Raw genomic sequence first — 19,647 nt, 5'->3', positions numbered from 1 at the left:
CCACCGTCAAGCAGCCCGACTCAAGCGAATCGTTCCTAGCAGTTTTTGGTGGGACACCCACTCAATCGCTTCTGCGAGAGCTTGGTTCGTGTCCCCGCCGCTCGGTTTCCCTGGCGACTTGGAGAACTTTACATGCCCGGAAAGGCCCTGAAACAGGGGGGTCCCTTAACAAGATCAGCGCAGGTCAGACCCCATGACGGAGCCCGCCCGAGGCTTAGTGTGCCCCGGACCGGCCCCGAGCGCCAGCGAAAGAACATTGCTCCGAGTACATTGCACCGTATTGCTCCGCGCCAAAGGTCCGCCTAGCGTCGGCCGCATGACCATCGATCTCGCGTACGACGACCTGGGCCCGAAGACGAGCGAATCCCCGGTCCTGCTGGTCCACGGCCACCCCTTCGATCGCTCGATGTGGCGCCCCCAGGCCGAGTACCTGGCCGGCCGAGGCCACCGGGTCGTCACGCCGGACCTCCGTGGCTTCGGCAAGTCCCCTGGAGGGGGCACCAAGACCGGCCTCGACGTCTTCGCGGCCGACCTCGTCCGCCTGGCCGACCACCTCCGGCTGGAGACCTTCGTGCTCGGCGGCCTCTCGATGGGCGGCCAGATCGTCATGCAGCTGGTCGCGGACCACCCCGGCCGGGTCAAGGCCCTTCTCCTCGCCGACACCTTCCCCGGCCTCGACACCCCCGAGGCGAGACAGGCCCGCCTCGACACCGCGGACCGGATCACCGAAGAGGGGATGCACGACTACGCCGAGGAACTCCTCCCCAAGATGATCTCCAAGAGCACCCGCGAGACCAGGCCGGACGTCGAGGCGCACGTCAGGCGCATGATGCGCGACGCGCCGAAAGAGGGAGCCGCGGCCGCGCTCAGGGGACGCGCCGAGCGGCCGGACTACACCGAAGGACTGACGAAGGTCGAAGTCCCGACCCTGGTCGTCGTCGGCAGTGAGGACGAGTTCACCCCCGTCGCCGACGCCCGGTCGATCCACCGGAAGACGCGCGGTTCGACCCTGGTGGTGATCGAGGGCGCGGGCCACCTGCCTAACCTGGAGCGCGAGACCGAGTTCGACGAGGCACTCAGCACCTTCCTGAAGAGCAGCGGAGCCACTCCATGACGCAGCAGCAGACCGTGTTCGTGACCGGCGCGAGCGCCGGCTTCGGTGACGCCATCGCGCGCAGGTTCGTCGCCGGGGGCGCCCGGGTGATCGCCGTCGCCCGCAGTGAGGACAAGCTCGAGAAGCTGGCCGGGGAACTCGGCGACGCCGTCCTGCCGATCAAGCTCGACGTCAGCGACCCCGACGCGGTGAAGAGCGCCGTCGAAGGCCTTCCGCCCGCCTGGCGCGAGGTCGACGTCCTGGTCAACAACGCCGGCCTGGCCAAGGGCCTCGAGCCCGCCCACCGGGCCGAGCTCGAAGACTGGGACGCGATGATCGCGACCAACGTCCGCGGCCTCGTGCACGTCACGCGCGCGCTGCTGCCCGGCATGGTCGAGCGCGGCCGCGGCCACGTGCTGAACATCGGCTCGATCGCCGGCACCTATCCCTACCCCGGCGGCAACGTCTACGGCGCGACCAAGGCGTTCGTGCACCAGTTCAGCCTCAACCTGCGCAGCGACCTGCACGGCACCGGCGTCCGCGTGACGAACATCGAGCCCGGCATGGTCGGCGGCACGGACTTCTCGAAGGTCCGGTTCGACGGCGACCAGGAGAAAGCCGACAAGGTCTACCAGGGCACGACGCCGCTGACCGCCGACGACGTCGCCGAGTCGGTCCTCTGGGCGGCGAGCCAGCCGGAGCACGTGAACATCAACGTCATCGAGCTGATGCCGGTGGTCCAGAGCTTCTCCGCGCTGCAGATCTACCGGGAGTCCTGAAACAGCGAGAACAAAGCCTGCTGACCAGGGTCACGCTCGGTCGGCAGGCGCCCGGTCCGCGGCCGCCCGCCGGTGGACGGGTACCGCAGCACCAGCTCGCCGATGCCGGCGAGCCGGTCGAGCAGTTCGCGCACGGACAGGTTCATCCCGGCCCGGTCGGCCTCGCGCCGCATCAGGTGCGTCACGGTCGCGGCGAGCACCGAGACGAGCCCGTGCGCGGCGACCCGCCGCGGCGTCCACTCCCAGCGGGGGGTCGGGCCGGTGACGGCGGGCCCGGTGAGCCAGCGGAACGTCGATTCGAGGTGGGTGCGGGCCCGGTACGCGGTGACGACGTCCCCGATCGGCCAGTCCCGGTCGGTGACCAGCACCTGCTTGCCGAAGAACTCGTCGTCGAGCCGGGCCAGCGCGGCGGTGTCGATCCGCCGTTCGAGGCGGATCTCGCCGGGCCGGTTCCCGCTCAGGACGGCGGTGAGCACGCGCTCGATGCGCCGGCCGCGGGTGACGCGGCCGATCTCGGCGTGGACCTGGGCGCGGTCGCCGCGGTGGGTGCCCGCGGCGAGGGCCTCGGCCAGGCCGTCGAGCTCGCGGGTCGCGGTGGCCAGCTCGTCGGCGAACGCGCGGGACTGCGCCGCGTGCAGGGTCGCCGAGTGGGTCAGGATCACCCGCCGCCGGACGCCGTCGACGACCGCGTGCGTGTCCAGCGCGGTGAGCCCGGCGAACCGTTCGGGGTCGACGCGCTTGCGGGCGGACGCGGGCTGGGTCAGCAGCTCGGGGTGGTCGGTCAGCGGCAGCGACCCGACGAAGCCGCTGCGCGAGCCGAGGTCGAGCTGCGCGGCCTGGCCCGCGTGGAAGACCAGTGTGGCCGGCCCGAGCTCGCCGGTCAGCGCGGCGAACGTCGGGGCGGTGCCGTCGTCGCGCCGGTAGATCCGCGACGCCAGGGGGATCGCGCCGTCGCGGGTCACGCGCAGGCCCGCTCCGGCGAGGACGCCCTGGCAAGCCGACGGCAGGGTGCAGTCCGCCGGGGCGAACGCGGCGAACTGCGGGACGTCGACGGCGAGCGCCGCGTGGTCGTCGAGCACCTCCAACACCGCGGCGGCGACGGTTTCCTCGATGCGCGCGACGCGGTCCGGCGTCAGCCGTTCCAGCGCGCGCCACATTCCGTCCACTGTGGTCACCTTGGGTCGCACGAGGTCGGCGGCGGCCCCCGCGGCCCACCATTCGGACAGCGGTGTGTCCGGAGCGGTGGCGCGGTGCAGCACCGCGATCGCCAGCGTCGACCCGAGGGAAGGCTTCGCGCGTTGCGGACCCACCACGTCGTCGACGCGCCGGACGAAGCCGAGCCGCGAAAGCGTCGCCCACACCGCCGCGACGTCGCCGTAGGTTCGGTACGAAGCCGAGGCGGGCTCGCCGCCGGGGACGGCGCGGGCGATCTCCTCGGCCGTGCCGAGATAACGCTGGGTGACCACCCGCGGCTTGCCATCGACCCGGGCGGACTCCGCCAGGTAGTAGTAGGTCCGTCCGCCGATCTTCTTGCCGACCACAGATGCCACTCTTTAGGTAATACACGGCCGGAAGCTGATCGACAACCATGCCACCGCACTGACCTGCGACGACGATCACGCGCACCGATCGGGTAGGCGACGTGCGGAACGCACACTGGCTGGTCGGGCGACGGCGGTCCTAGCGTGGGCGGAATGGGACCCGAACCCGACGCCACCACCCCGACTGCCTCCGCGATGCGCCGCGCGCTCGCCCGGGCGCGTGACGGGAAAACACTCGACGTAGCCGAAGCGAGCGTCCTGCTGCACGCCCGCGGCGAAGACCTGGGGAAGCTTTCCGAGTACGCCTCACGCATCCGCGACGCGGGCCTGGCCGAGGCCGGGCGCGCGGGCATCATCACCTACAGCCGCAAGGTGTTCATCCCCCTGACCCGGCTGTGCCGCGACCGGTGCGGCTACTGCACCTTCGTCACCGTGCCGGGCCGGCTCGAATCGCCGTTCCTCTCGCCCGACGAGGTGCTCGACATCGCCCGCAAGGGCGCCGAGATGGGCTGCAAGGAAGCCCTCTTCACCCTCGGGGACCGGCCGGAGGACCGCTGGAAGGCCGCCCGCGACTGGCTCGACGCGCACGGCTACGACGACACGCTGTCCTACGTCCGGGCGATGGCGATCCGGGTGCTCGAGGAGACCGGCCTGCTGCCGCACCTCAACCCGGGCGTGCTGACCTGGCAGGACTTCCAGCGGCTCAAGCCGGTCGCGCCGTCGATGGGCATGATGCTGGAGACCACCGCGACCCGGCTGTGGAGCGAGAAGGGCGGCCCGCACTACGGCTCGCCGGACAAGGATCCCGCCGTCCGGCTGCGGGTGCTCGAAGACGCCGGCCGCAGCAGCGTCCCGTTCACCACCGGCGTCCTCATCGGCATCGGCGAGACGCACGAGGAGCGCGCGGACGCGCTGTTCGAGATCCGCAAGGTCGCCAGGACCTACGGCGGCATCCAGGAAGTCATCGTGCAGAACTTCCGGGCCAAGCCGGACACGAAGATGCGCGCGACGCCGGACGCCGACCTCGAAGAGCTCGCCGCGAACATCGCCGTCGCGCGGCTGGTGCTCGGGCCGAAGATGCGCATCCAGGCGCCGCCGAACCTGATCGGCGCCCAGTACGACCTGATGATCCGCGCCGGGATCGACGACTGGGGCGGCGTCTCGCCGCTGACCCCCGACCACGTCAACCCGGAACGCGCGTGGCCGCAGATCGACGAGCTCGCGCGCCGCACCGAGAAGGCCGGGTTCGAGCTCAAGGAACGGCTCACGATTTACCCCGAGTACGTCAAGGCCGGCGAGCCGTGGCTGGACCCGCGGATCACGCGGCACGTCGCGGCGCTCGTCGACCCGGCCACCGGGATGGCCCGCGAAGGCGCGATGCCGGTCGGCATCCCGTGGCAGGAGCCGGACGGTGGCTGGCAGGAGTCCGGCCGCACCGACCTGCACACCGAGATCGACACCACCGGCCGCACCGAAGACCGGCGCAGCGACTTCGACTCCGTCTACGGCGACTGGACCGAAATCGGCAACCGGATCAAGACCGGGCCGCAGCGGTTCGACTCGACCGTCCTGGAAGCCCTGCGCAGCGCGGAAAAGGACCCCGCCGGGCTGTCCGACGACGCCGCGCTGGCGCTGCTGTCCGCCGACGGCAAGGAACTGGACGCGTTCACGAAGCTGGCCGACGACCTGCGGCGGGAGACGGTCGGCGACGACGTCACGTTCGTCGTCACGCGGAACATCAACTTCACGAACGTCTGCTACACGGGTTGCCGCTTCTGCGCCTTCGCGCAGCGTCGCACCGACGCCGACGCGTACACGCTCTCGCTGGAGCAGGTCGGCGACCGCGTCGACGAGGCGTGGGCCGCAGGCGCGACCGAGATCTGCATGCAGGGCGGCATCCACCCGGACCTGCCCGGCACCGCGTACTTCGACCTCGCGGCCGAGGTCAAGCGCCGTCAGCCGGAGATCCACCTGCACTCCTACAGCCCGATGGAGGTCGTGAACGGCGCTTCGCGGACCAACCTGTCCCTCGAAGACTGGCTGATCAAGGCGAAGGAAGCCGGCGTCGACTCCCTGCCGGGCACCGCGGCGGAAATCCTCGACGACGACGTCCGCTGGGTGCTCACCAAGGGCAAGCTGCCGACGTCGGAGTGGATCAAGGTCGTCACCACCGCGCACCAGGTCGGGCTGCCGACGACGTCGACGATGATGTACGGCCACGTCGACACCCCCGCGCACTGGGTCGCGCACCTGAAGCTGCTCGCGCGGCTGCAGCGCGAAGGCCTCGAGAAGCACGGGCGGCGCGGGTTCACCGAGTTCGTCCTGCTGCCGTTCATCCACCAGAGCTCGCCGATCTACCTCGCCGGGCTCGCCCGCCCCGGCACCACGCTGCGGGAGAACCGGGCGGTGCACGCGCTGTCCCGGCTCCTGCTGCACGGGATGATCGACAACATCCAGAGCTCCTGGGTGAAGCTCGGCGAAGAGGGCAGCCGCGCGGTGCTGCAGGGCGGCGTCAACGACATCGGCGGGACGCTGATGGAGGAGACGATCAGCCGGATGGCCGGCGCGTCGAACGGGTCGTACAAGACGATCAGCGACATGCGCGCGATGGTCGAGCCGCTGGGCCGCCCGCTGGTGCAGCGGACGACGGGCTACGGCCGGCCGTCGGCCGAGCGGATCGCCGCGGCGGAGGCTTCGGACGGCGTCGCGACGCAGGTGCGCAAGCCGCTGCTCCCCCTGCTCACGCCGTAAGGCGGTAGCGGGTCCGGTCGTCCGGCCGGACCCGCTATTCTTCCGCCCCATGGGGGTTTCTCGCTTTGCACCACTTCTCTTCGTAGCGCTTCTCGCGGGTTGCAGCACACCGCCGCCCGCGCCGGCGCCGCCCACGACGACACCGAGCCCGACGTACGGGCCGCCGCAGCCGACCGGCCTTTCGCTGTCGGTGGGCCAGGTCGAGGCCGGCCTCGGGCACCGCGCCAGCGTGCTGACGCTGACCAACCGGGACACCGCGCCGCGCAAGGTCACCGGCTACCCGGACCTGAAGATCCTCGCGGGTGACGGCACCCCGCTGGACGTCCACGTCGAACACGGCACGTCGTACTTCGCGCGGGACCTCGGGCCGCAGAACCTCACCCTCCAGCCGGGCGAGAAGGTCGTGGCCGTGCTGGCGTGGTCGGCCACCGTCACCTCCGGTGACCAGCGCACCGGCGCCGCGATTTCGGTGGTGCCCGTCCCCGGCGAACCCGCGCAGAAACAGCCACTGGACACCGATCTGGGCACCACGGACTCCGTCACGGTCAGCTCATGGGCCACCGAAATCGGCAACTGACCACTTTGTGTCACCGATCACAAACCGACGGTTGACCCGCGCGGTTCTGTGCTACCTCTTTCCTTTCACGACCAGGGCGAGCACCGAAGCTCCACCCCGGGGAAGGGACTTCGATGAGCACCTCCGTGGCCCCGCTGGAAATGGTCGACACCGGCCGCTACCCGCTCACTGATCCCGGAAGCCCCGCCTGGCGGGAGGTCGTCGCCCGCACCCGCGCGGAACTCGCCGATGTCGGGTGCAGCGTGCTCGCTGACTTCGTCCGGCCGGACCTGCGCGAGGTCCTGCGGGCCGAGTGCGCCGAACTCGCGCCGCACGCCTACACCAAGGTCGAGAAGGTCAACGCCTACAACATCGCGCTCGACACGCCGTTGCCCGAGGACCACCCGGGCCGCACCGTGATGGAACGCGGCAACGCGTTCGTCGCCCGCGACCGCATCCCGGCGTCGTCGATCATCGCCACGCTCTACACCAGCCCGGTGTTCCAGCGGTTCGTCGCCGACTGCTTCGGCCTGCCGGAGCTGCACGAGCTCGCCGACCCGTTGTCCGGGCTGACGCTCAACGTCATCGCGCCGGGCCGCGCGCACCCGTGGCACTTCGACACCAACGAGTTCACGGTCAGCATGCTCACCCAGGAGCCAACGGCGGGCGGGGCCTTCGACTACTGCCCGAACATCCGGTCGGCGGAAGCCGAAAATCTCGACGACGTCCGGGCCGTGCTGGCCGGCGACACGCGGCCGGTGAAACGCCTCGGCCTCCGTCCGGGTGATCTCCAGCTCTTCAAGGGGCGCTTCGCCCTGCACCGGGTCAGTACGGTGGAAGGCATGATCGCGCGGCATTCCGCGATCTTCGCCTACAGCGAGCGCCCGGGAGTCATCGGCAGCGCGGAGCGGACCAGGCAGCTGTTCGGCCGGGTCCTGCCGGAACACCTCGCGGGGCGCGCCGTCCGGGGCGACGAACTGCTCGACTAGATCAGGAGCCTGGCCCGTGCCTTTCGACTCGACCGGCAAGATCTCGTTCGACCACATCTACACCGCCCCCGACCCCCGTCCGTTCTTCGGCACGCTGCGGCGCGTCGCCTACCACATCCCCCAGCTGGCGAAGCCGTACTTCGCGAAGCTGATCGAGGAGTACCGGGCCGAACGCGGGGTCGCGCGGCCGACCGTGCTCGACGTCGGCTGCTCGTACGGCGTCAACGCGGCCCTGCGCCGGTGCGACGCGACCATGGACGACCTGTACGCCCACTACACCGGCCCGGACGTGCGCGCGCTGGACCACGCGGCGCTGGTCGAGGCGGACCGGAACCGCGTCCGAAGCGACAACCCGCGGTTCTACGGCCTGGACAACTCGGCGCCGGCGCTCGAGTACGCGCTCTCCGCCGGGTTCCTCGACGAGGCGCTCCACGCCGATTTCGAACGCGACGACCCCGACGAGACCCAGCAGAAGCTCCTGGACGACGTCGACCTCGTGATCTCCACCGGCTGCGTCGGTTACGTCACCGAGAAGACGCTCTCCCGGATCGCGCGCGGCGCGCGGCCGTGGATGGCGCACTTCGTGCTGCGGATGTTCTCCTACGAGCCGGTCGCGGCGAGCCTGGCCGAGCTGGGGTACGAGACCGCGGGCGTCGAAGGGGTGTTCAAGCAGCGGCGGTTCGCGTCCGCCGAGGAGCAGACGCAGATCCTGGACACGCTGAACGCCGCCGGGGTCGACCCGGCCGGCCTGGAGTCCGACGGCTGGCTCTACGCCCGGCTGTATGTTTCCCGCCCTGAGGGCTCGGCCGCCGAACTCGCGGCCACGCTCGAGACTTCCCAGTAGATCCGAGCAAGAAGGATGACCGTGAGCAGTCCGGAATGGTCCACCCGCACCTTCGGCAACGAGGATCGGCTCGCCCGGGTCCCCATCCCCACCCTGGCGGCCAGCTGCCGCCGTTTCCTCGAGTGGTGCGGCCCGCTGCTGACGCCGGAGGAACTGGCGGAGACCGAAGCGGCGGTCGCGGAGTTCCTGGCGCCGGACAGCCCCGCGCACGGGCTGCAGGCGGCGCTCGAGGAGTACGACCGCTCGCCCGGCGTCCGCAGCTGGCTCGACACGTTCTGGCCGTACCGCTACCTCGGCCGCCGCGACCGGATCGCGCTCAACGCGAACTTCTTCTTCCTGTTCCGGGAGTCCCCGCTGGGCCAGGTGGAGCGGGCGGCCGAGCTGACCGCGTCCGCCGTGGACTACAAGCTGCGGCTGGACGAAGAGCTGGTGCCGCCGGTGCTCCTGCGCGGCGCGCCGCAGTCGATGGTGCAGCACAAGTACCTGTTCTCGGCCACGCGCATCCCGGGTGAGGTGCTCGACACCGCGCGCACGCGGTTCCCGTCGCCCGAGCGGCACATCGTGGTCTTCCACCGCGGCACGCCCTTCCGGATGGACGTCCTCGACGCGGACGGCCGCCCGTACTCGCCCGGGCAGCTGGCGGACGGGCTGCACGCGATCCTCAAGGGCGAGCACATCACCGACGTCCCCGCCGGGCACTTCACGACCAAGGCGCGTGCCGAGTGGGCGGCTTCGCGGGACGCGTTGCTCGAAGCCGGGAACGGCGACGCCCTCGAAACCATCGAGACCGCGTTGTTCTGCCTGTGCCTGGACGACTTCACACCGGCGAACGCCCTGGAAGCCGGCGACCGGCTGCTGTACGGCGACAACCGCTGGTACGACAAGGCCGTGTCGCTCATCGTGTTCGAGGACGGCACCGCGGGGATCAACGTCGAACACTGCGAACTCGACGGCACCACGATCCTCGGCTTCACCGACGCGCTGCTGAGTGGCACGCGGGAGCCGCGCGCCGCCGCCGAGGGCGTGCCGGTTCCCGAGGTCGTCGAGTTCACGCTGACCGACGCGTTGCGCGAAGACGCACGCGCCGCCGGAGCGGCCTTCCGGGCGTACGCGGACGCGACGGCGACGCAGACCGTGTCGTTCGACTTCGGCGCCGACCGGGCCAAGGCGCTCAAGATGTCACCGGACGCCTTCGCGCAGATGGCGTACCAGCTGGCGCACCGCCGTGCGAAGGGCCTGACCGGGGCGACCTACGAGTCGATCGCCACCCGGCAGTTCCAGAACGGCCGCACCGAAGCGATGCGCGTCGTCACGCCGGAGGTCGTGCGGTTCGCCGACGTCCTGACCGATCCGGACGCTTCGGCCGACGAGAAGCGGGAAGCGTTCCGCACCGCCGCGGCGAAGCACGTCGCCCGCGCGAAGGAGTGTCAGGCCGGTGACGCGCCGGAGCAGCACCTGTGGGAGCTGCAGCTGATCGGGAAACGCCGTGGTGACACCGAAACCGCGGCGCTGTACACGTCACCGGGCTGGCTGAAGCTGCGCGACGACTACCTGAGCACCAGCTCGGCGCCGTCGGTCAACATCCAGTACTTCGGGTTCGGCTCGACCAGCCCGCAGTGCATCGGCGTCGCGTACGTGCTGCTGCCGGACCGCTGGAACATCTACCTGAGCACGCCGAAGCACGTCGCGGCGGAGATGTACCGCTTCGCCGGCGAGCTCGCGAAAGCCGTCGCCGAACTGCAGGAGCTGCTGGCCACGGCCTGAGCAGGCGGCGAAGTCACCCCGCGGGCTCCGAAACGACGAGGACCAGCGAGCCGTCGAAGGTCTCCTGCTCCCGCAGCCTGCCGTAGCGGCGTTCCCACGTGCCGTCGTCGAGGTCGTGCCGCAGTTCCGCGGCGAAGCGGTGGTGCACGCGGTCGTCGACGAAGCTCCACGCCGAGCACGACAGCCGCGCGCCCGGGTCGAGCAGACGTTCCGGGCGCGCGTAGTAGGCCTCGTTGAAGCCGTCGGTGCAGTCGATCGGGATCGGCACGCCGATCACCGAGGTGTGGCCGCCGAGCCCGTCGGCGATGTCGTCGACCGACGGGTAGCGGCCCGCCTCGGTCTCGATCACCTCCGGCGCGTAGTCGAGCAGCCAGAACCGCCGCAGGAGTGCCGGATCGCAGGTCAGGATGGCGATCGGGCCACGGGTGACCCGGCGCAGTTCCCGCAGCCCGGTCCACAGGTCGTTCCACTGGTGCACGCTGAACGTGCTCATCGCGCCTTCGAACGACCGGTCCGGGAACGGCAGCTTCTCGGCCACCGCGTCGATCGCGGGCGGCAGGCCCACCGGGCGCTGCGCACGCATCGACGCCGAGGGCTCGACCGCGGTCACCTCGCGGTCGGCGGGCTCGTAGGCGCCGGCGCCCGCGCCGACGTTGAGCACGGTCCGCGCGTCGCCCAGCGCGTCGACGATGTACTGGCCGATGCGCGGGTCCGGCTTGCGGTAATCGGTGTAGACCCCGCCGATGGCGCCGTAATCCGCGTCCCCGGCACTCCCGTCCGCACGTCGCTGGCTCATGCCCCAAAAACTAGCAGCGGGGTGCGGGTGGCCGGGCGAAGGCCGTGAATGTCGCATTGAGGGACTTGAAGTCCCTCAATGCGACATTCACGGACCGACCTACTTGGTCAGCTGCAGGATGTCCACGCCGCGGGCGTTGTCCGCGACGTAGACGTACTTGCCGTGCCAGTACGGCGCCCACGCGCTCGCGTCGCCAGGGCGGTAGTAGGCGATCTGCCGCGGGTTCGTCGGATCGCTGACGTCGAGGAACCGCGTGCCCTGCGCGTAGAACGACTGCACCAGCACCTTGCCGCGGACGTCGAAGTAGTGCGCGGAGCAGTCGTCGGACGCCGGGTCGCTGCCCTCCTGGCCGTTGACGCTCCACGTGCCGACGCTGCGAAGCCGGAACGGCTGCTCCGGCGTCGAACGCCAGCCTTCGCCGTGGTAGGAACCGGCCAGCGACGAGATCGTCAGGACGCCGTCACCCGCGCAGCCGTCGACGAAGTTCTCTTCCGTCGCGTAGATCAGGTCCTGGCCGCGCCAAGCGCCGTCGCCGATGCGGTGGCCGGCCGGGTGGAAGCTGTTGTGCATGAACCGGGACGGCGCCGCCGTCTCCGCGATGCCGCCGCCGGCGTACGGGATCGGCTCGTGCGCGGTGGCGCGGCGGATCTTCCCGGAAAGCGGGTCGCGGTGCACGCCGTTCGTCCAGTAGCCGCGGACGCCGCCGCGGCCGGACACCCACGCGACGCCGTCGGCGTCGACCTGCACGTCGTGGACGTAGTCGGTCTTGCCGTCGTTGCGGGCCAGCTCGATCGGCTCCGGGTGCACCTTCGGGTGCTTCGGGTCGCGGATGTCGGTGACCCAGATCGGGCGCCCGCCCCAGTCGGCCGGCTGGTCGTCGGCCTTGGCCGGGCCGCCGGTCCACAGGTAGCGGCAGCCGTCGACACAGCTGGTCGTGTGGCCGGCCGGCACCTTCACGTAGCTGAGGATCGCCGGGGCCTCGGGCTTCGCCACGTCGACGACGTAGATGCCGGACTCGCCGGTGTGGGTGGTGCCGCCGAACGCGCGCGGGTCCCGCGACAGGAACACCAGCTTGCGGACCGGGTCGACCTCGGTGTCCTCGGTTTCCCAGAGGCCCGGCAGGCTGACCTGGCCGACGAGCTTCGGCGCCGTCGGGTTCTTCAGGTCGTAGACCTTCAGCCCGAACTCGCCGGACACGACCATCACGTCGCGGCTGCCGTACTGGAAGAAGTTGAGCGAGATGGCGCCGGCGGCGTCGGGCACGTTGCCGACCGGCCGGACGTTCTTGATCGCCCCCGGGTCACCCGCCGTGCGCGCGGCCGGGGCCGCGGGTTTGTCGTCCTCGCCGCAGGCGGCGGCCGGCAACCCGGTCGCGACGAGGGTGGCACTGACGGTGACGGCGGCGAAGCACGACCGCAACCAGGTGCGCACGCGGTACCTCCCAGAGCGCTACGAGCGTGACCAACCGAACGGTACGACGGAGATCAACCGGACACAACCGCCTTTGGTTGCCTCCTGGCTGGTAGGACTTGCGCATGCGTCTGCTCGCCCTGTTCGTCGTACTGGCCATCGCTGTCACGGGCTGTTCCGAGCCCGATCCGGCTCGTCCCGGTGTGCTGTCCGTCGGCATCCGGGAACCCGCGACACTGCTGCCCGCCGACCTCGCCGACCAGGCGGGCCGGCTCGTGACCGGCGCGCTGTGGACCCCGCTCGCCGATTACGACGCGGCCTCCGGGAAGGTCACGCCGCGGGCGGCCGAGTCGATCGAGAGCACCGACCGGGTGCGCTGGACGGTCAAGCTGCGGCCCGCGGCGTTCCACGACGGAACCCCGGTCACCGCTCAGTCCTATGTGGACACCTGGAAGGTGATCGCGGCCGAGCGCTGGGTGTCCTCGCCGGTGTTCACGAAACTGCTGCGGGCTCGCGAAATCACGGCATCGGCCCCGGACACGATCACGGTGACGCTGGACCGGCCGTCCGGCCAGGTGCCCGCCCTGCTCGCGGCGCCGGGCCTGGTCCCGCTGCCCGCCTCGGTACTCGCCTCCCGCGACTGGGACGGCTTCGCCAAGGCCCCGGTCGGCAACGGCCCGTACCGGCTCGACGGCGGCTGGAAGCCGGGCTCCGGTGGCACTTTGAAGCGCGTCGGCGCCGGGAAGGCCGAGGAGATCGACCTGCGGGTCGGCGAGCCCGCCGCCCAGTACGACGCGGTGCGGGCGGGCACGCTCGACCTCGCGACCGAAGTCCCCGGCGAGAAGCACGAAGCCATGCACGGCGAATTCGGCGACCGCCACGCGAACTGGGCGTTGCCGCGGGCCGGCTACCTGGCCTTCCCGGTGGCGAACCCCCGGTTCGCCGACGCGACGGTCCGCCACGGGTTCGCGCTCGGCGTCGACCGCGCGGCGCTGGAGGCCGGTCCGCTCGCGCACCAGGTCGACCCGGCCAAGGCACTGCTGCCGCCGGCGGACGCGCCCGGCGAGCGGTCCGGCACCTGCCGCCCGTGCACCTTCGACGCGGCGGCCGGCAAGGCCCTGCTGAAGCAGGCGGCCTTCCCCGGCGGCGCGACCGTCTACTTCGGACCGGGCGCCGAGGCGTGGACGCGGACGCTGGTCGTCGGGCTGCACCAGGCACTGGACGTTTCGGTGACGGCACAGGCCGCACCGAAAGCCGGCCCGCTCGACGACCCGGCCACGCTCGACGTCAAAACGGCCACGGCGAGCCCGTACGAGCTGCTGTCGGAGCTGGCTTCGGCGTCGGGCTACACCGACGACGTCTTCCACCAGAACCTCGCCATGGCCGACGCCGCGGCGACCCCGGAGGAAGCCGGCGAGCTGTACCGGCTGGCGGAGAACCAGCTGCTGCGCGACCTGCCGGTCGCCCCGCTGTGGTCCGGCCACGGCCACGCGGTCTGGTCGCCGCGCGTCCACAACGTGACGACGACGCCGTTCACGGGGCCGGTGGTGGCGGGGATCGTGGTTTCGTGAACCGCGGCGGTGAAAGAGTCATTCACCCAAGGCCGGGCAGTTAGCTGCGGCAGCGAGCTGCCAAGCCGCCCGATTGGCCCGATTGGCCCGGTTTCAGGTGCTCGCCCAAGGCCGTGGCGTGCTCGACGAGCGTCTCGATGAACGCCGTGGTCAGCGGGTCGGGGGCGGCGCGGGTGTAGGCGACCAGTGTCCGGCGCACCGGCACCGCCGGCCGCAGGACGCGGCCGTCGAACCGCGCGGGCAGGACGTTCGCCGGGACCAGCGCCGGGCCGAGGCCCGCCGCCGCGAGGATCGGGGCCGCCGCCGTCTGCTCGGTGCGGACCGCCGCGCGCGGGCGGAACCCCGCCGCCGCGCACGCCGCGTCGACCAGCTCCGCGAGGCCGTTGCCCGGGGCGTAGTGCACCCACGCGCAGCCGGCGAGCGTCGCCAGGTCGACCACGCCGGTCGCGTCGTCCTCTCCGGCGCCGTCGGCGGACAGCACGACGACGAACTCCTCGACGCCCAGCTGCCGCACCGGCCCGGTCCAGCCGCCGGGCCGGGGGCCGAGCGCGACGTCGGCTTCGCCCGCGGCCATCGCGTCCCGCAGCTCGTCGGCGTGCCGGAACTCGATCAGCCGGACGTCGACGTCGGGCCGGTCGCGCCGCCACACCCGCAACGCGGGCGGCAGCACGCCGAGGCTCACCGAGTACACCGTGGCGACCTGCAGCTCACCGGCCGTCGTGCCGGACGCGAGCCGGGCGGCGCAGCGCGCGCGGTCGGCGTCGGCCAGCGCCGCCCGCGCGTGCGGCAGCATCGCCCGGCCCATCGGGGTGAGCCGGACGGCGCGTGGCAGCCGTTCGAGCAGCGGCCCGCCGAGGCTCCGCTCCAGGGCCCGCATCTGGTGGGACAACGCGGGCTGCGTCACATGCAGCTGCTCGGCGGCGCGGGTGAACGAGCCGGTGTCGACCACCGTGACCAGGTATTCGAGCTGCCGCAGGCTTGCCATGCACTCAGCTTATCGACAAGGTGACAACTAAGCCTTGGACTTATTCCGAGCGTCTGGCCAGCCTGGATGTCATGAAGCGCAAGACAGCCCTGGTCGCCGGGGCCAACGGGATCATCGGCCGGAACCTGATCGAGCACCTGCGGGCGGACGGCGGCTGGGACGTCGTCGGCCTCTCCCGCCGGGGCGGGCCGGGAACGGTCTCCGTCGACCTGCTCGACCCCGACGACACACGGGCGAAGATCGGCTCGCTGACCGCCACCACGCACCTGTTCTACGCCGCCTACCAGGACAAGCCGACGTGGGCGGAACTCGTCCCGCCGAACGTGGCGATGCTGACGAACCTCGTCGACGCGGTGGAGCGGGCCGCGCCCGGCCTGGAGCACGTCAGCCTGATGCAGGGCTACAAGGTCTACGGCGCCCACCTCGGCCCGTTCAAGACCCCGGCGCGCGAGACCGACGCCGGGCACATGCCGCCCGAGTTCAACGTGGACCAGCAGGCCTTCCTCGAACGGCGGCAGGGGCCGTGGACCTGGTCGGCGATCCGGCCGTCGGTGGTCGGCGGCACCGCGCTGGGCAACCCCATGAACCTGGCGCTGGTGATCGCGGTGTACGCGTCGATCTCCAAGGAACTCGGCCTGCCGCTGCGGTTTCCCGGAAAGCCCGGCGCGTACGACAGCCTGCTGGAGATGACCGACGCGGGCCTGCTCGCGGAAGCGACGGTCTGGGCGACCGGCCGGCAGGGCGCGTTCAACATCGCGAACGGCGACCTGTTCCGCTGGCGCGAACTCTGGCCGAAGCTGGCGGCCTACTTCGACCTCGAGGTCGCCCCGCCGCTACCGATGTCCCTGGCCACCGTCATGGCCGACAAGGGTCCACTGTGGACGTCCATGGCCGGCCGTCACGGCCTTTCGGCGTCCTATGCGGACGTTTCGTCCTCGTGGGCGTTCGGCGACTTCGTGTTCGGCTGGGACTACGACATGTTCGCCGACACGTCGAAGTCGCGCCGCGCCGGGTTCCACGCCTACGTCGAGACGGAGCAGATGTTCTACCGGCTCTTCGACGAGTTCCGGAAGGCGCGGGTGATCCCCTAGCCGCGGCCGATGAACGGCATGGTCGTCGCGGTGACGGTGAGGAACTGGACGTTGGCGTCGAGCGGCAGCCCGGCCATGTAGCGCACCGCGTCGGCCACGTGCCGGACGTCGAACGTCGGCTCGGCGACCACCCGGCCGTCGGCCTGCGGGATGCCGGCGGCCATCCGCTCGGTCATTTCGGTGGCGGCGTTGCCGATGTCGATCTGCCCGCAGGCGACGTTCCAGGCCCGGCCGTCCAGCGAGATCGACCGGGTCAGCCCGGTGACGGCGTGCTTCGTCGCGGTGTAGGCGACGCTCGCGGGCCGCGGCGCGTGCGCGGAGATCGAGCCGTTGTTGACGATCCGGCCACCGCGCGGGTCCTGCTCCTTCATCAGCCGGACGGCCTGCCGCGCGCAGAGGAACATCCCGGTGAGGTTGACGTCGACGGTGCGCTTCCAGTCCTCGACGGACAAGTCGGCGACGGTGCCGCCCGCCGCGATGCCGGCGTTGTTGACCAGCAGGTCGAGCCGCCCCCATCGCTCGCGGACGGCGTCGAAGAGGGCCGCGACGGAGTGCTCGTCGGAGACGTCGGTGGGCACGACGAGCGCGTTCCCGGAGTCCGAGGCGGTTTCTTCGAGGGCCGCGGCGCGGCGGCCGGCCAGTGTGACGTGGTAGCCGTCGTCGAGCAGGGCCCGGGCCACCGCCCGCCCGATCCCCGACCCGGCTCCGGTGACCACTGCGGTCGCCATCATGCCTCCTCGGTGCCAGACTGCCGTCATGGGACTTCGCGAAAGTTTCCAGGCCGGGCTCGCCCGGCAACTCGGCCACCCTAGCGGCCTGCGGGGCCGCGTCGTCGGCGCGATGCTCAACCGCGGCAACCGCAAGCCGATCACCGAGGCCGTCGCGGCGCTGGGCCTCGCGGGCGGGGAAACGGCCGTCGACATCGGGTTCGGCGGCGGGCTGGGGCTCGGCCTGCTGCTGCGGCGGGCCGGCACCGTGCACGGCGTCGAGATTTCCACGACGATGCTCGAGCGGGCCCGCCGCACTTTCCGGCGGGAGATCGCCGCCGGCCGGCTGCGGCTGCACGAGGGTCCGATCACCGCGTTGCCCCTCGACGACGGCTCGGCCGACGCGGTCGTCACCACGAACACCGTGTACTTCGTCGACGACCTCGACGGCGCGTTCGCCGAGGTGGCGCGGGTGCTGAAGCCCGGCGGCACGTTCGTGCTCGGCATCGGCGACCCGGGGACGATGAGCCGGTCGCCGCTGTTCACCGAACACGGCTTCCGCATCCGCCCGGTGGCCGACGTCGAGGCCGCGCTCGTCCGCGCCGGGCTGGACGTGCGCCGCCACGAGCTGCTCGGCGGCGGGCAGATGGGCTTTCACCTGCTGGTCACCGGGCCACAATGACGAAACGGGGGCCCGGCTCGCGCCGGACCCCCGTTCCCGGAAAGCGCCTACTTCGGCTGCACTCCCAGCGCGGCCAGCGCCGGGCCGGCCATGATCACGCCGGTGCCGGTCACCGTGTCGAACCCGGCCGGGCCCAGGTCGATCGCGCTCGACACCAGCGCCGTGCGGATCTGCGCCGGGGTCGCCGTCGGCTTGCCCGACAGCAGCAGCGCCGCGATGGCCGCCGCGTGCGGGGCCGCCGCCGACGTCCCGTAGAACGGCTGGAAGCCGGTCACCGAGGTCGCCACGCCGTCCGCCGCCGTGATGTCCGGCTTGTTCCGGGTCGCGCCGCCGGTCGAGGAGACGTTGCCCGGGGTGATCGCGGTGCCGTCGGCGTTGTAGAACAGGTGCCGCTTGCCGTCGGAGGAGAACCGCTCCCACTTGCTCGACGCGGTGTACAGGCCGGGGTACGGGCCGGCCGGGTTGGCCGGGTCACCGGTCTCGAGCGGCCGGGTGAACGCGCCCGCCGCCGGGGCGGCCGCGACGCTGAACGCGCTCGCCGCGGCCGAGTGGCCGTTCGTGACGCCGTTGGTGCTGAACGCCTTGAGCGAGCCGGAAGCCACGAAGCGGCCGCGGATCACGTTGAGCGCGATGAAGCGGTCGGCGCCGCTGTACTTGACCACCGCGACCTTGTAGCCGGAGCCGGTGCTGGGCACGTTCGCGATCTCGTACGGGTTCTGCGAGCCCGACTGGCCGTTCTCGCTGGAGGCCACGACGCTGCCCGCGGAGTTCAGGACGAACAGGTCGTAGTCGTTGGCGGACCTGCCCCACGGGTCGGACCAGAACAGCGTCACCGGCTTGCCGAGAGAGCCGGCCGAAAGCGCGTCGAAATTCTGCGTGGTGCTGCTCGGGTCGAAGTCGTGCGGGGTGCCGGTGACGCCGCTGATCTTCGTCGAAGACGCGCGGAAGTCGCCCTCGTAGTAGCCGCTGGTGCCGTCGGTCGCGTTGCCCGAGTTGCCCGCCGAGGAGAAGTACAGGACGCCGGCCGCGGTGACGTCGTTGACGGCCTGCGCGACCTGGGTGTCCTGAAACGGCGACTCGTCGAAGTAGGAGACGTCGTCGACGATGATCTGGCACTTGCCGGTGGTGCGCAGCGCGCGGATGTTCGCTGCGAAGCTGGCTTCGCTGGTGAACGCGGTGGCGAAGCCGAGGGTGGCGTTCGGCGCGAGGTCGTGGACGATCTCGAGCATCGCGGTGCCCTCGTCGCCGCTGCCCTTCTGGCCGGGCAGGACGTCCACCGCGGGCAGTTCGCCGGCGCTCTGGGACTTCGCGAGCGAGTCGACGCCGTCGGAGAGCACGCACACCTTGACGCCGGAGCCGCTGACGCCGTAGGTCGTGCGGGCGGCGTCGGCGCCGTGCGCCTTGTCCCCTTCGGACACCTGGGTGCCGGCGGCCGCCGCCTTCATCGCCGCGGGCGCGCCGGCGTCGCGGTTGCCTGGCTCGCTCCAGGTCGTGGCCTGCGCCGCGGGCTTGACCTCGGCGACGTCGGCGCGGCCGGCGATCGCGTCCAGCGCGGACAGCGGCAGGTCGGCGCGGACGGCACCGTCCGGCGCGGCGAAGCGGACGGTGCCACCGGCCGCCTTGACGGCGTTCGCGACGGCCCTGCCGGAGGCGGCGATATCGACCGAGACGGTGCCGGCATTGGTGACGCCGACGCCCGAGCGGTAGTCGGGCAGCTTCGCGGCCAGCGACCGGTCGGCCCGCAATCGCTTCTCGATGACCAGTTGGCTCGATTGCTTGCGTTCCGCGGGAGTGAGGCTCTTCTTGATGTTCTGCAGCGCGCCGATGCCCGCGCCGGTGCGCGCGGTCGCCGCGTCCACCGTGGACGGTTGCGCCGCCGAGACCCCCGTGGCCAGCAGCAATGCGCCGACCGTCAGCGGAACCGCGTGCGCGGTGACCCGGCTGAATCTCACCATCGATGTCTCCCTGTGATACTCGGTCACTCGACCGAATGACACCCGCCCGGGTGTAATGGGGAGAATCTAAGGAGTGACCGGTCAGCGGTCCACCGACCAAAGTCGGGAACGCCCGGTCGTCCACATGGTGGAA

General features: G+C 71.4%; 16 protein-coding genes. 10 read left to right on the top strand and 6 right to left on the bottom strand.

The annotated features are described in order from the left end of the window. Nucleotides 1-322: 322 nt before the first annotated feature. Nucleotides 323-1,114, top strand: coding sequence for an alpha/beta fold hydrolase (locus AB0M82_RS33470; RefSeq protein WP_364730605.1), 792 nt, complete (start codon nt 323-325; stop codon nt 1,112-1,114). After that, a complete protein-coding gene (locus AB0M82_RS33465) occupies nt 1,111-1,872 on the top strand; it encodes an SDR family oxidoreductase (protein ID WP_364730596.1) in 762 nt (253 codons plus the stop codon). The genes AB0M82_RS33470 and AB0M82_RS33465 overlap by 4 nt, the downstream gene beginning before the upstream one ends. Here AB0M82_RS33465 and AB0M82_RS33460 read toward each other — a convergent pair. Continuing rightward, nucleotides 1,857-3,413 carry a transposase gene (locus tag AB0M82_RS33460; RefSeq protein ID WP_364730602.1) on the bottom strand — a complete coding sequence of 519 codons (1,557 nt, stop codon included), beginning with the start codon at nt 3,411-3,413 and terminating at the stop codon, nt 1,857-1,859. The two genes, AB0M82_RS33465 and AB0M82_RS33460, sit on opposite strands and share 16 nt — an antisense overlap. 153 nt (nt 3,414-3,566) lie before the next feature. On the opposite strand from AB0M82_RS33460, the gene AB0M82_RS33455 reads away from it, so the two are divergent. From AB0M82_RS33455 to AB0M82_RS33435, 5 genes are all read left to right on the top strand, one after another. Further along, on the top strand, nt 3,567-6,164 hold the full coding sequence (locus tag AB0M82_RS33455; RefSeq protein ID WP_364730593.1) for a bifunctional FO biosynthesis protein CofGH: 2,598 nt from the start codon (nt 3,567-3,569) through the stop codon (nt 6,162-6,164). Between the two features lie 184 nt (nt 6,165-6,348). Then, nucleotides 6,349-6,741, top strand: coding sequence for a DUF4232 domain-containing protein (locus AB0M82_RS33450; protein WP_364730599.1), 393 nt, complete (start codon nt 6,349-6,351; stop codon nt 6,739-6,741). A 113-nt stretch (nt 6,742-6,854) separates the two neighbouring features. Continuing rightward, nucleotides 6,855-7,709: an arpA protein gene (locus tag AB0M82_RS33445; RefSeq protein ID WP_364730590.1), complete on the top strand. Its 855-nt coding sequence runs from the start codon at nt 6,855-6,857 to the stop codon at nt 7,707-7,709. Between the two features lie 16 nt (nt 7,710-7,725). Then, a complete protein-coding gene (locus AB0M82_RS33440; protein ID WP_364730588.1) occupies nt 7,726-8,553 on the top strand; it encodes a class I SAM-dependent methyltransferase in 828 nt (275 codons plus the stop codon). Nucleotides 8,554-8,568: 15 nt separating this feature from the next. After that, nucleotides 8,569-10,317, top strand: a complete 1,749-nt coding sequence (locus tag AB0M82_RS33435; RefSeq protein ID WP_364730585.1) for a choline/carnitine O-acyltransferase — start codon at nt 8,569-8,571, stop codon at nt 10,315-10,317. A 13-nt stretch (nt 10,318-10,330) separates the two neighbouring features. On the opposite strand, the gene AB0M82_RS33430 is transcribed toward AB0M82_RS33435, so the two are convergent. Together AB0M82_RS33430 and AB0M82_RS33425 are read right to left on the bottom strand one after the other, a co-directional pair. Beyond that, nucleotides 10,331-11,113: a class I SAM-dependent methyltransferase gene (locus AB0M82_RS33430; protein ID WP_364730583.1), complete on the bottom strand. Its 783-nt coding sequence runs from the start codon at nt 11,111-11,113 to the stop codon at nt 10,331-10,333. A 99-nt stretch (nt 11,114-11,212) separates the two neighbouring features. Continuing rightward, entirely contained in the window at nt 11,213-12,544 is a 1,332-nt protein-coding gene (locus AB0M82_RS33425; RefSeq protein WP_364730580.1) for a hypothetical protein, read from the bottom strand. A gap of 104 nt (nt 12,545-12,648) precedes the next feature. Here AB0M82_RS33425 and AB0M82_RS33420 point away from each other — a divergent pair, with 104 nt between their 5' ends. After that, nucleotides 12,649-14,094 carry an ABC transporter substrate-binding protein gene (locus AB0M82_RS33420; RefSeq protein WP_364730577.1) on the top strand — a complete coding sequence of 482 codons (1,446 nt, stop codon included), beginning with the start codon at nt 12,649-12,651 and terminating at the stop codon, nt 14,092-14,094. Nucleotides 14,095-14,134: 40 nt separating this feature from the next. Here the strand turns inward: AB0M82_RS33420 and AB0M82_RS33415 are convergent, their stop codons facing one another. Beyond that, nucleotides 14,135-15,079: a LysR family transcriptional regulator gene (locus AB0M82_RS33415; RefSeq protein ID WP_364730574.1), complete on the bottom strand. Its 945-nt coding sequence runs from the start codon at nt 15,077-15,079 to the stop codon at nt 14,135-14,137. A 71-nt stretch (nt 15,080-15,150) separates the two neighbouring features. Here AB0M82_RS33415 and AB0M82_RS33410 point away from each other — a divergent pair, with 71 nt between their 5' ends. Beyond that, complete coding sequence (locus AB0M82_RS33410) at nt 15,151-16,170, top strand: SDR family oxidoreductase (protein ID WP_364730572.1); 1,020 nt, start codon at nt 15,151-15,153, stop codon at nt 16,168-16,170. Here AB0M82_RS33410 and AB0M82_RS33405 read toward each other — a convergent pair. After that, complete coding sequence (locus AB0M82_RS33405; RefSeq protein ID WP_364730570.1) at nt 16,167-16,901, bottom strand: SDR family oxidoreductase; 735 nt, start codon at nt 16,899-16,901, stop codon at nt 16,167-16,169. The two genes, AB0M82_RS33410 and AB0M82_RS33405, sit on opposite strands and share 4 nt — an antisense overlap. A 25-nt stretch (nt 16,902-16,926) precedes the next feature. On the opposite strand from AB0M82_RS33405, the gene AB0M82_RS33400 reads away from it, so the two are divergent. Next, nucleotides 16,927-17,559 carry a class I SAM-dependent methyltransferase gene (locus AB0M82_RS33400; RefSeq protein WP_364730568.1) on the top strand — a complete coding sequence of 211 codons (633 nt, stop codon included), beginning with the start codon at nt 16,927-16,929 and terminating at the stop codon, nt 17,557-17,559. 47 nt (nt 17,560-17,606) lie between these two features. Here AB0M82_RS33400 and AB0M82_RS33395 read toward each other — a convergent pair whose 3' ends face one another. Beyond that, nucleotides 17,607-19,514 carry a S8 family serine peptidase gene (locus tag AB0M82_RS33395; protein ID WP_364730566.1) on the bottom strand — a complete coding sequence of 636 codons (1,908 nt, stop codon included), beginning with the start codon at nt 19,512-19,514 and terminating at the stop codon, nt 17,607-17,609. Nucleotides 19,515-19,647: the final 133 nt, after the last annotated feature.

The organism is Amycolatopsis sp. NPDC051128 (genome assembly GCF_040682715.1).
Classification (GTDB): Bacteria; Actinomycetota; Actinomycetes; order Mycobacteriales; family Pseudonocardiaceae; genus Amycolatopsis.
Note: the sequence above shows the minus strand (reverse complement) of the source record. Positions and strands in the feature narration are given on the sequence as shown.

What these genes read in the sequence shown, in the direction of transcription:
- AB0M82_RS33465 (WP_364730596.1), top strand. Translation starts at nt 1,111, where the DNA reads ATGACGCAGCAGCAGACCGTGTTCGTGACCGGCGCGAGCGCCGGCTTC.
- AB0M82_RS33430 (WP_364730583.1), bottom strand. Translation starts at nt 11,113, where the DNA reads ATGAGCCAGCGACGTGCGGACGGGAGTGCCGGGGACGCGGATTACGGC.
- AB0M82_RS33405 (WP_364730570.1), bottom strand. Translation starts at nt 16,901, where the DNA reads ATGATGGCGACCGCAGTGGTCACCGGAGCCGGGTCGGGGATCGGGCGG.
- AB0M82_RS33435 (WP_364730585.1), top strand. Translation starts at nt 8,569, where the DNA reads ATGACCGTGAGCAGTCCGGAATGGTCCACCCGCACCTTCGGCAACGAG.
- AB0M82_RS33445 (WP_364730590.1), top strand. Translation starts at nt 6,855, where the DNA reads ATGAGCACCTCCGTGGCCCCGCTGGAAATGGTCGACACCGGCCGCTAC.
- AB0M82_RS33395 (WP_364730566.1), bottom strand. Translation starts at nt 19,514, where the DNA reads ATGGTGAGATTCAGCCGGGTCACCGCGCACGCGGTTCCGCTGACGGTC.
- AB0M82_RS33415 (WP_364730574.1), bottom strand. Translation starts at nt 15,079, where the DNA reads ATGGCAAGCCTGCGGCAGCTCGAATACCTGGTCACGGTGGTCGACACC.
- AB0M82_RS33455 (WP_364730593.1), top strand. Translation starts at nt 3,567, where the DNA reads ATGGGACCCGAACCCGACGCCACCACCCCGACTGCCTCCGCGATGCGC.
- AB0M82_RS33400 (WP_364730568.1), top strand. Translation starts at nt 16,927, where the DNA reads ATGGGACTTCGCGAAAGTTTCCAGGCCGGGCTCGCCCGGCAACTCGGC.
- AB0M82_RS33410 (WP_364730572.1), top strand. Translation starts at nt 15,151, where the DNA reads ATGAAGCGCAAGACAGCCCTGGTCGCCGGGGCCAACGGGATCATCGGC.
- AB0M82_RS33420 (WP_364730577.1), top strand. Translation starts at nt 12,649, where the DNA reads ATGCGTCTGCTCGCCCTGTTCGTCGTACTGGCCATCGCTGTCACGGGC.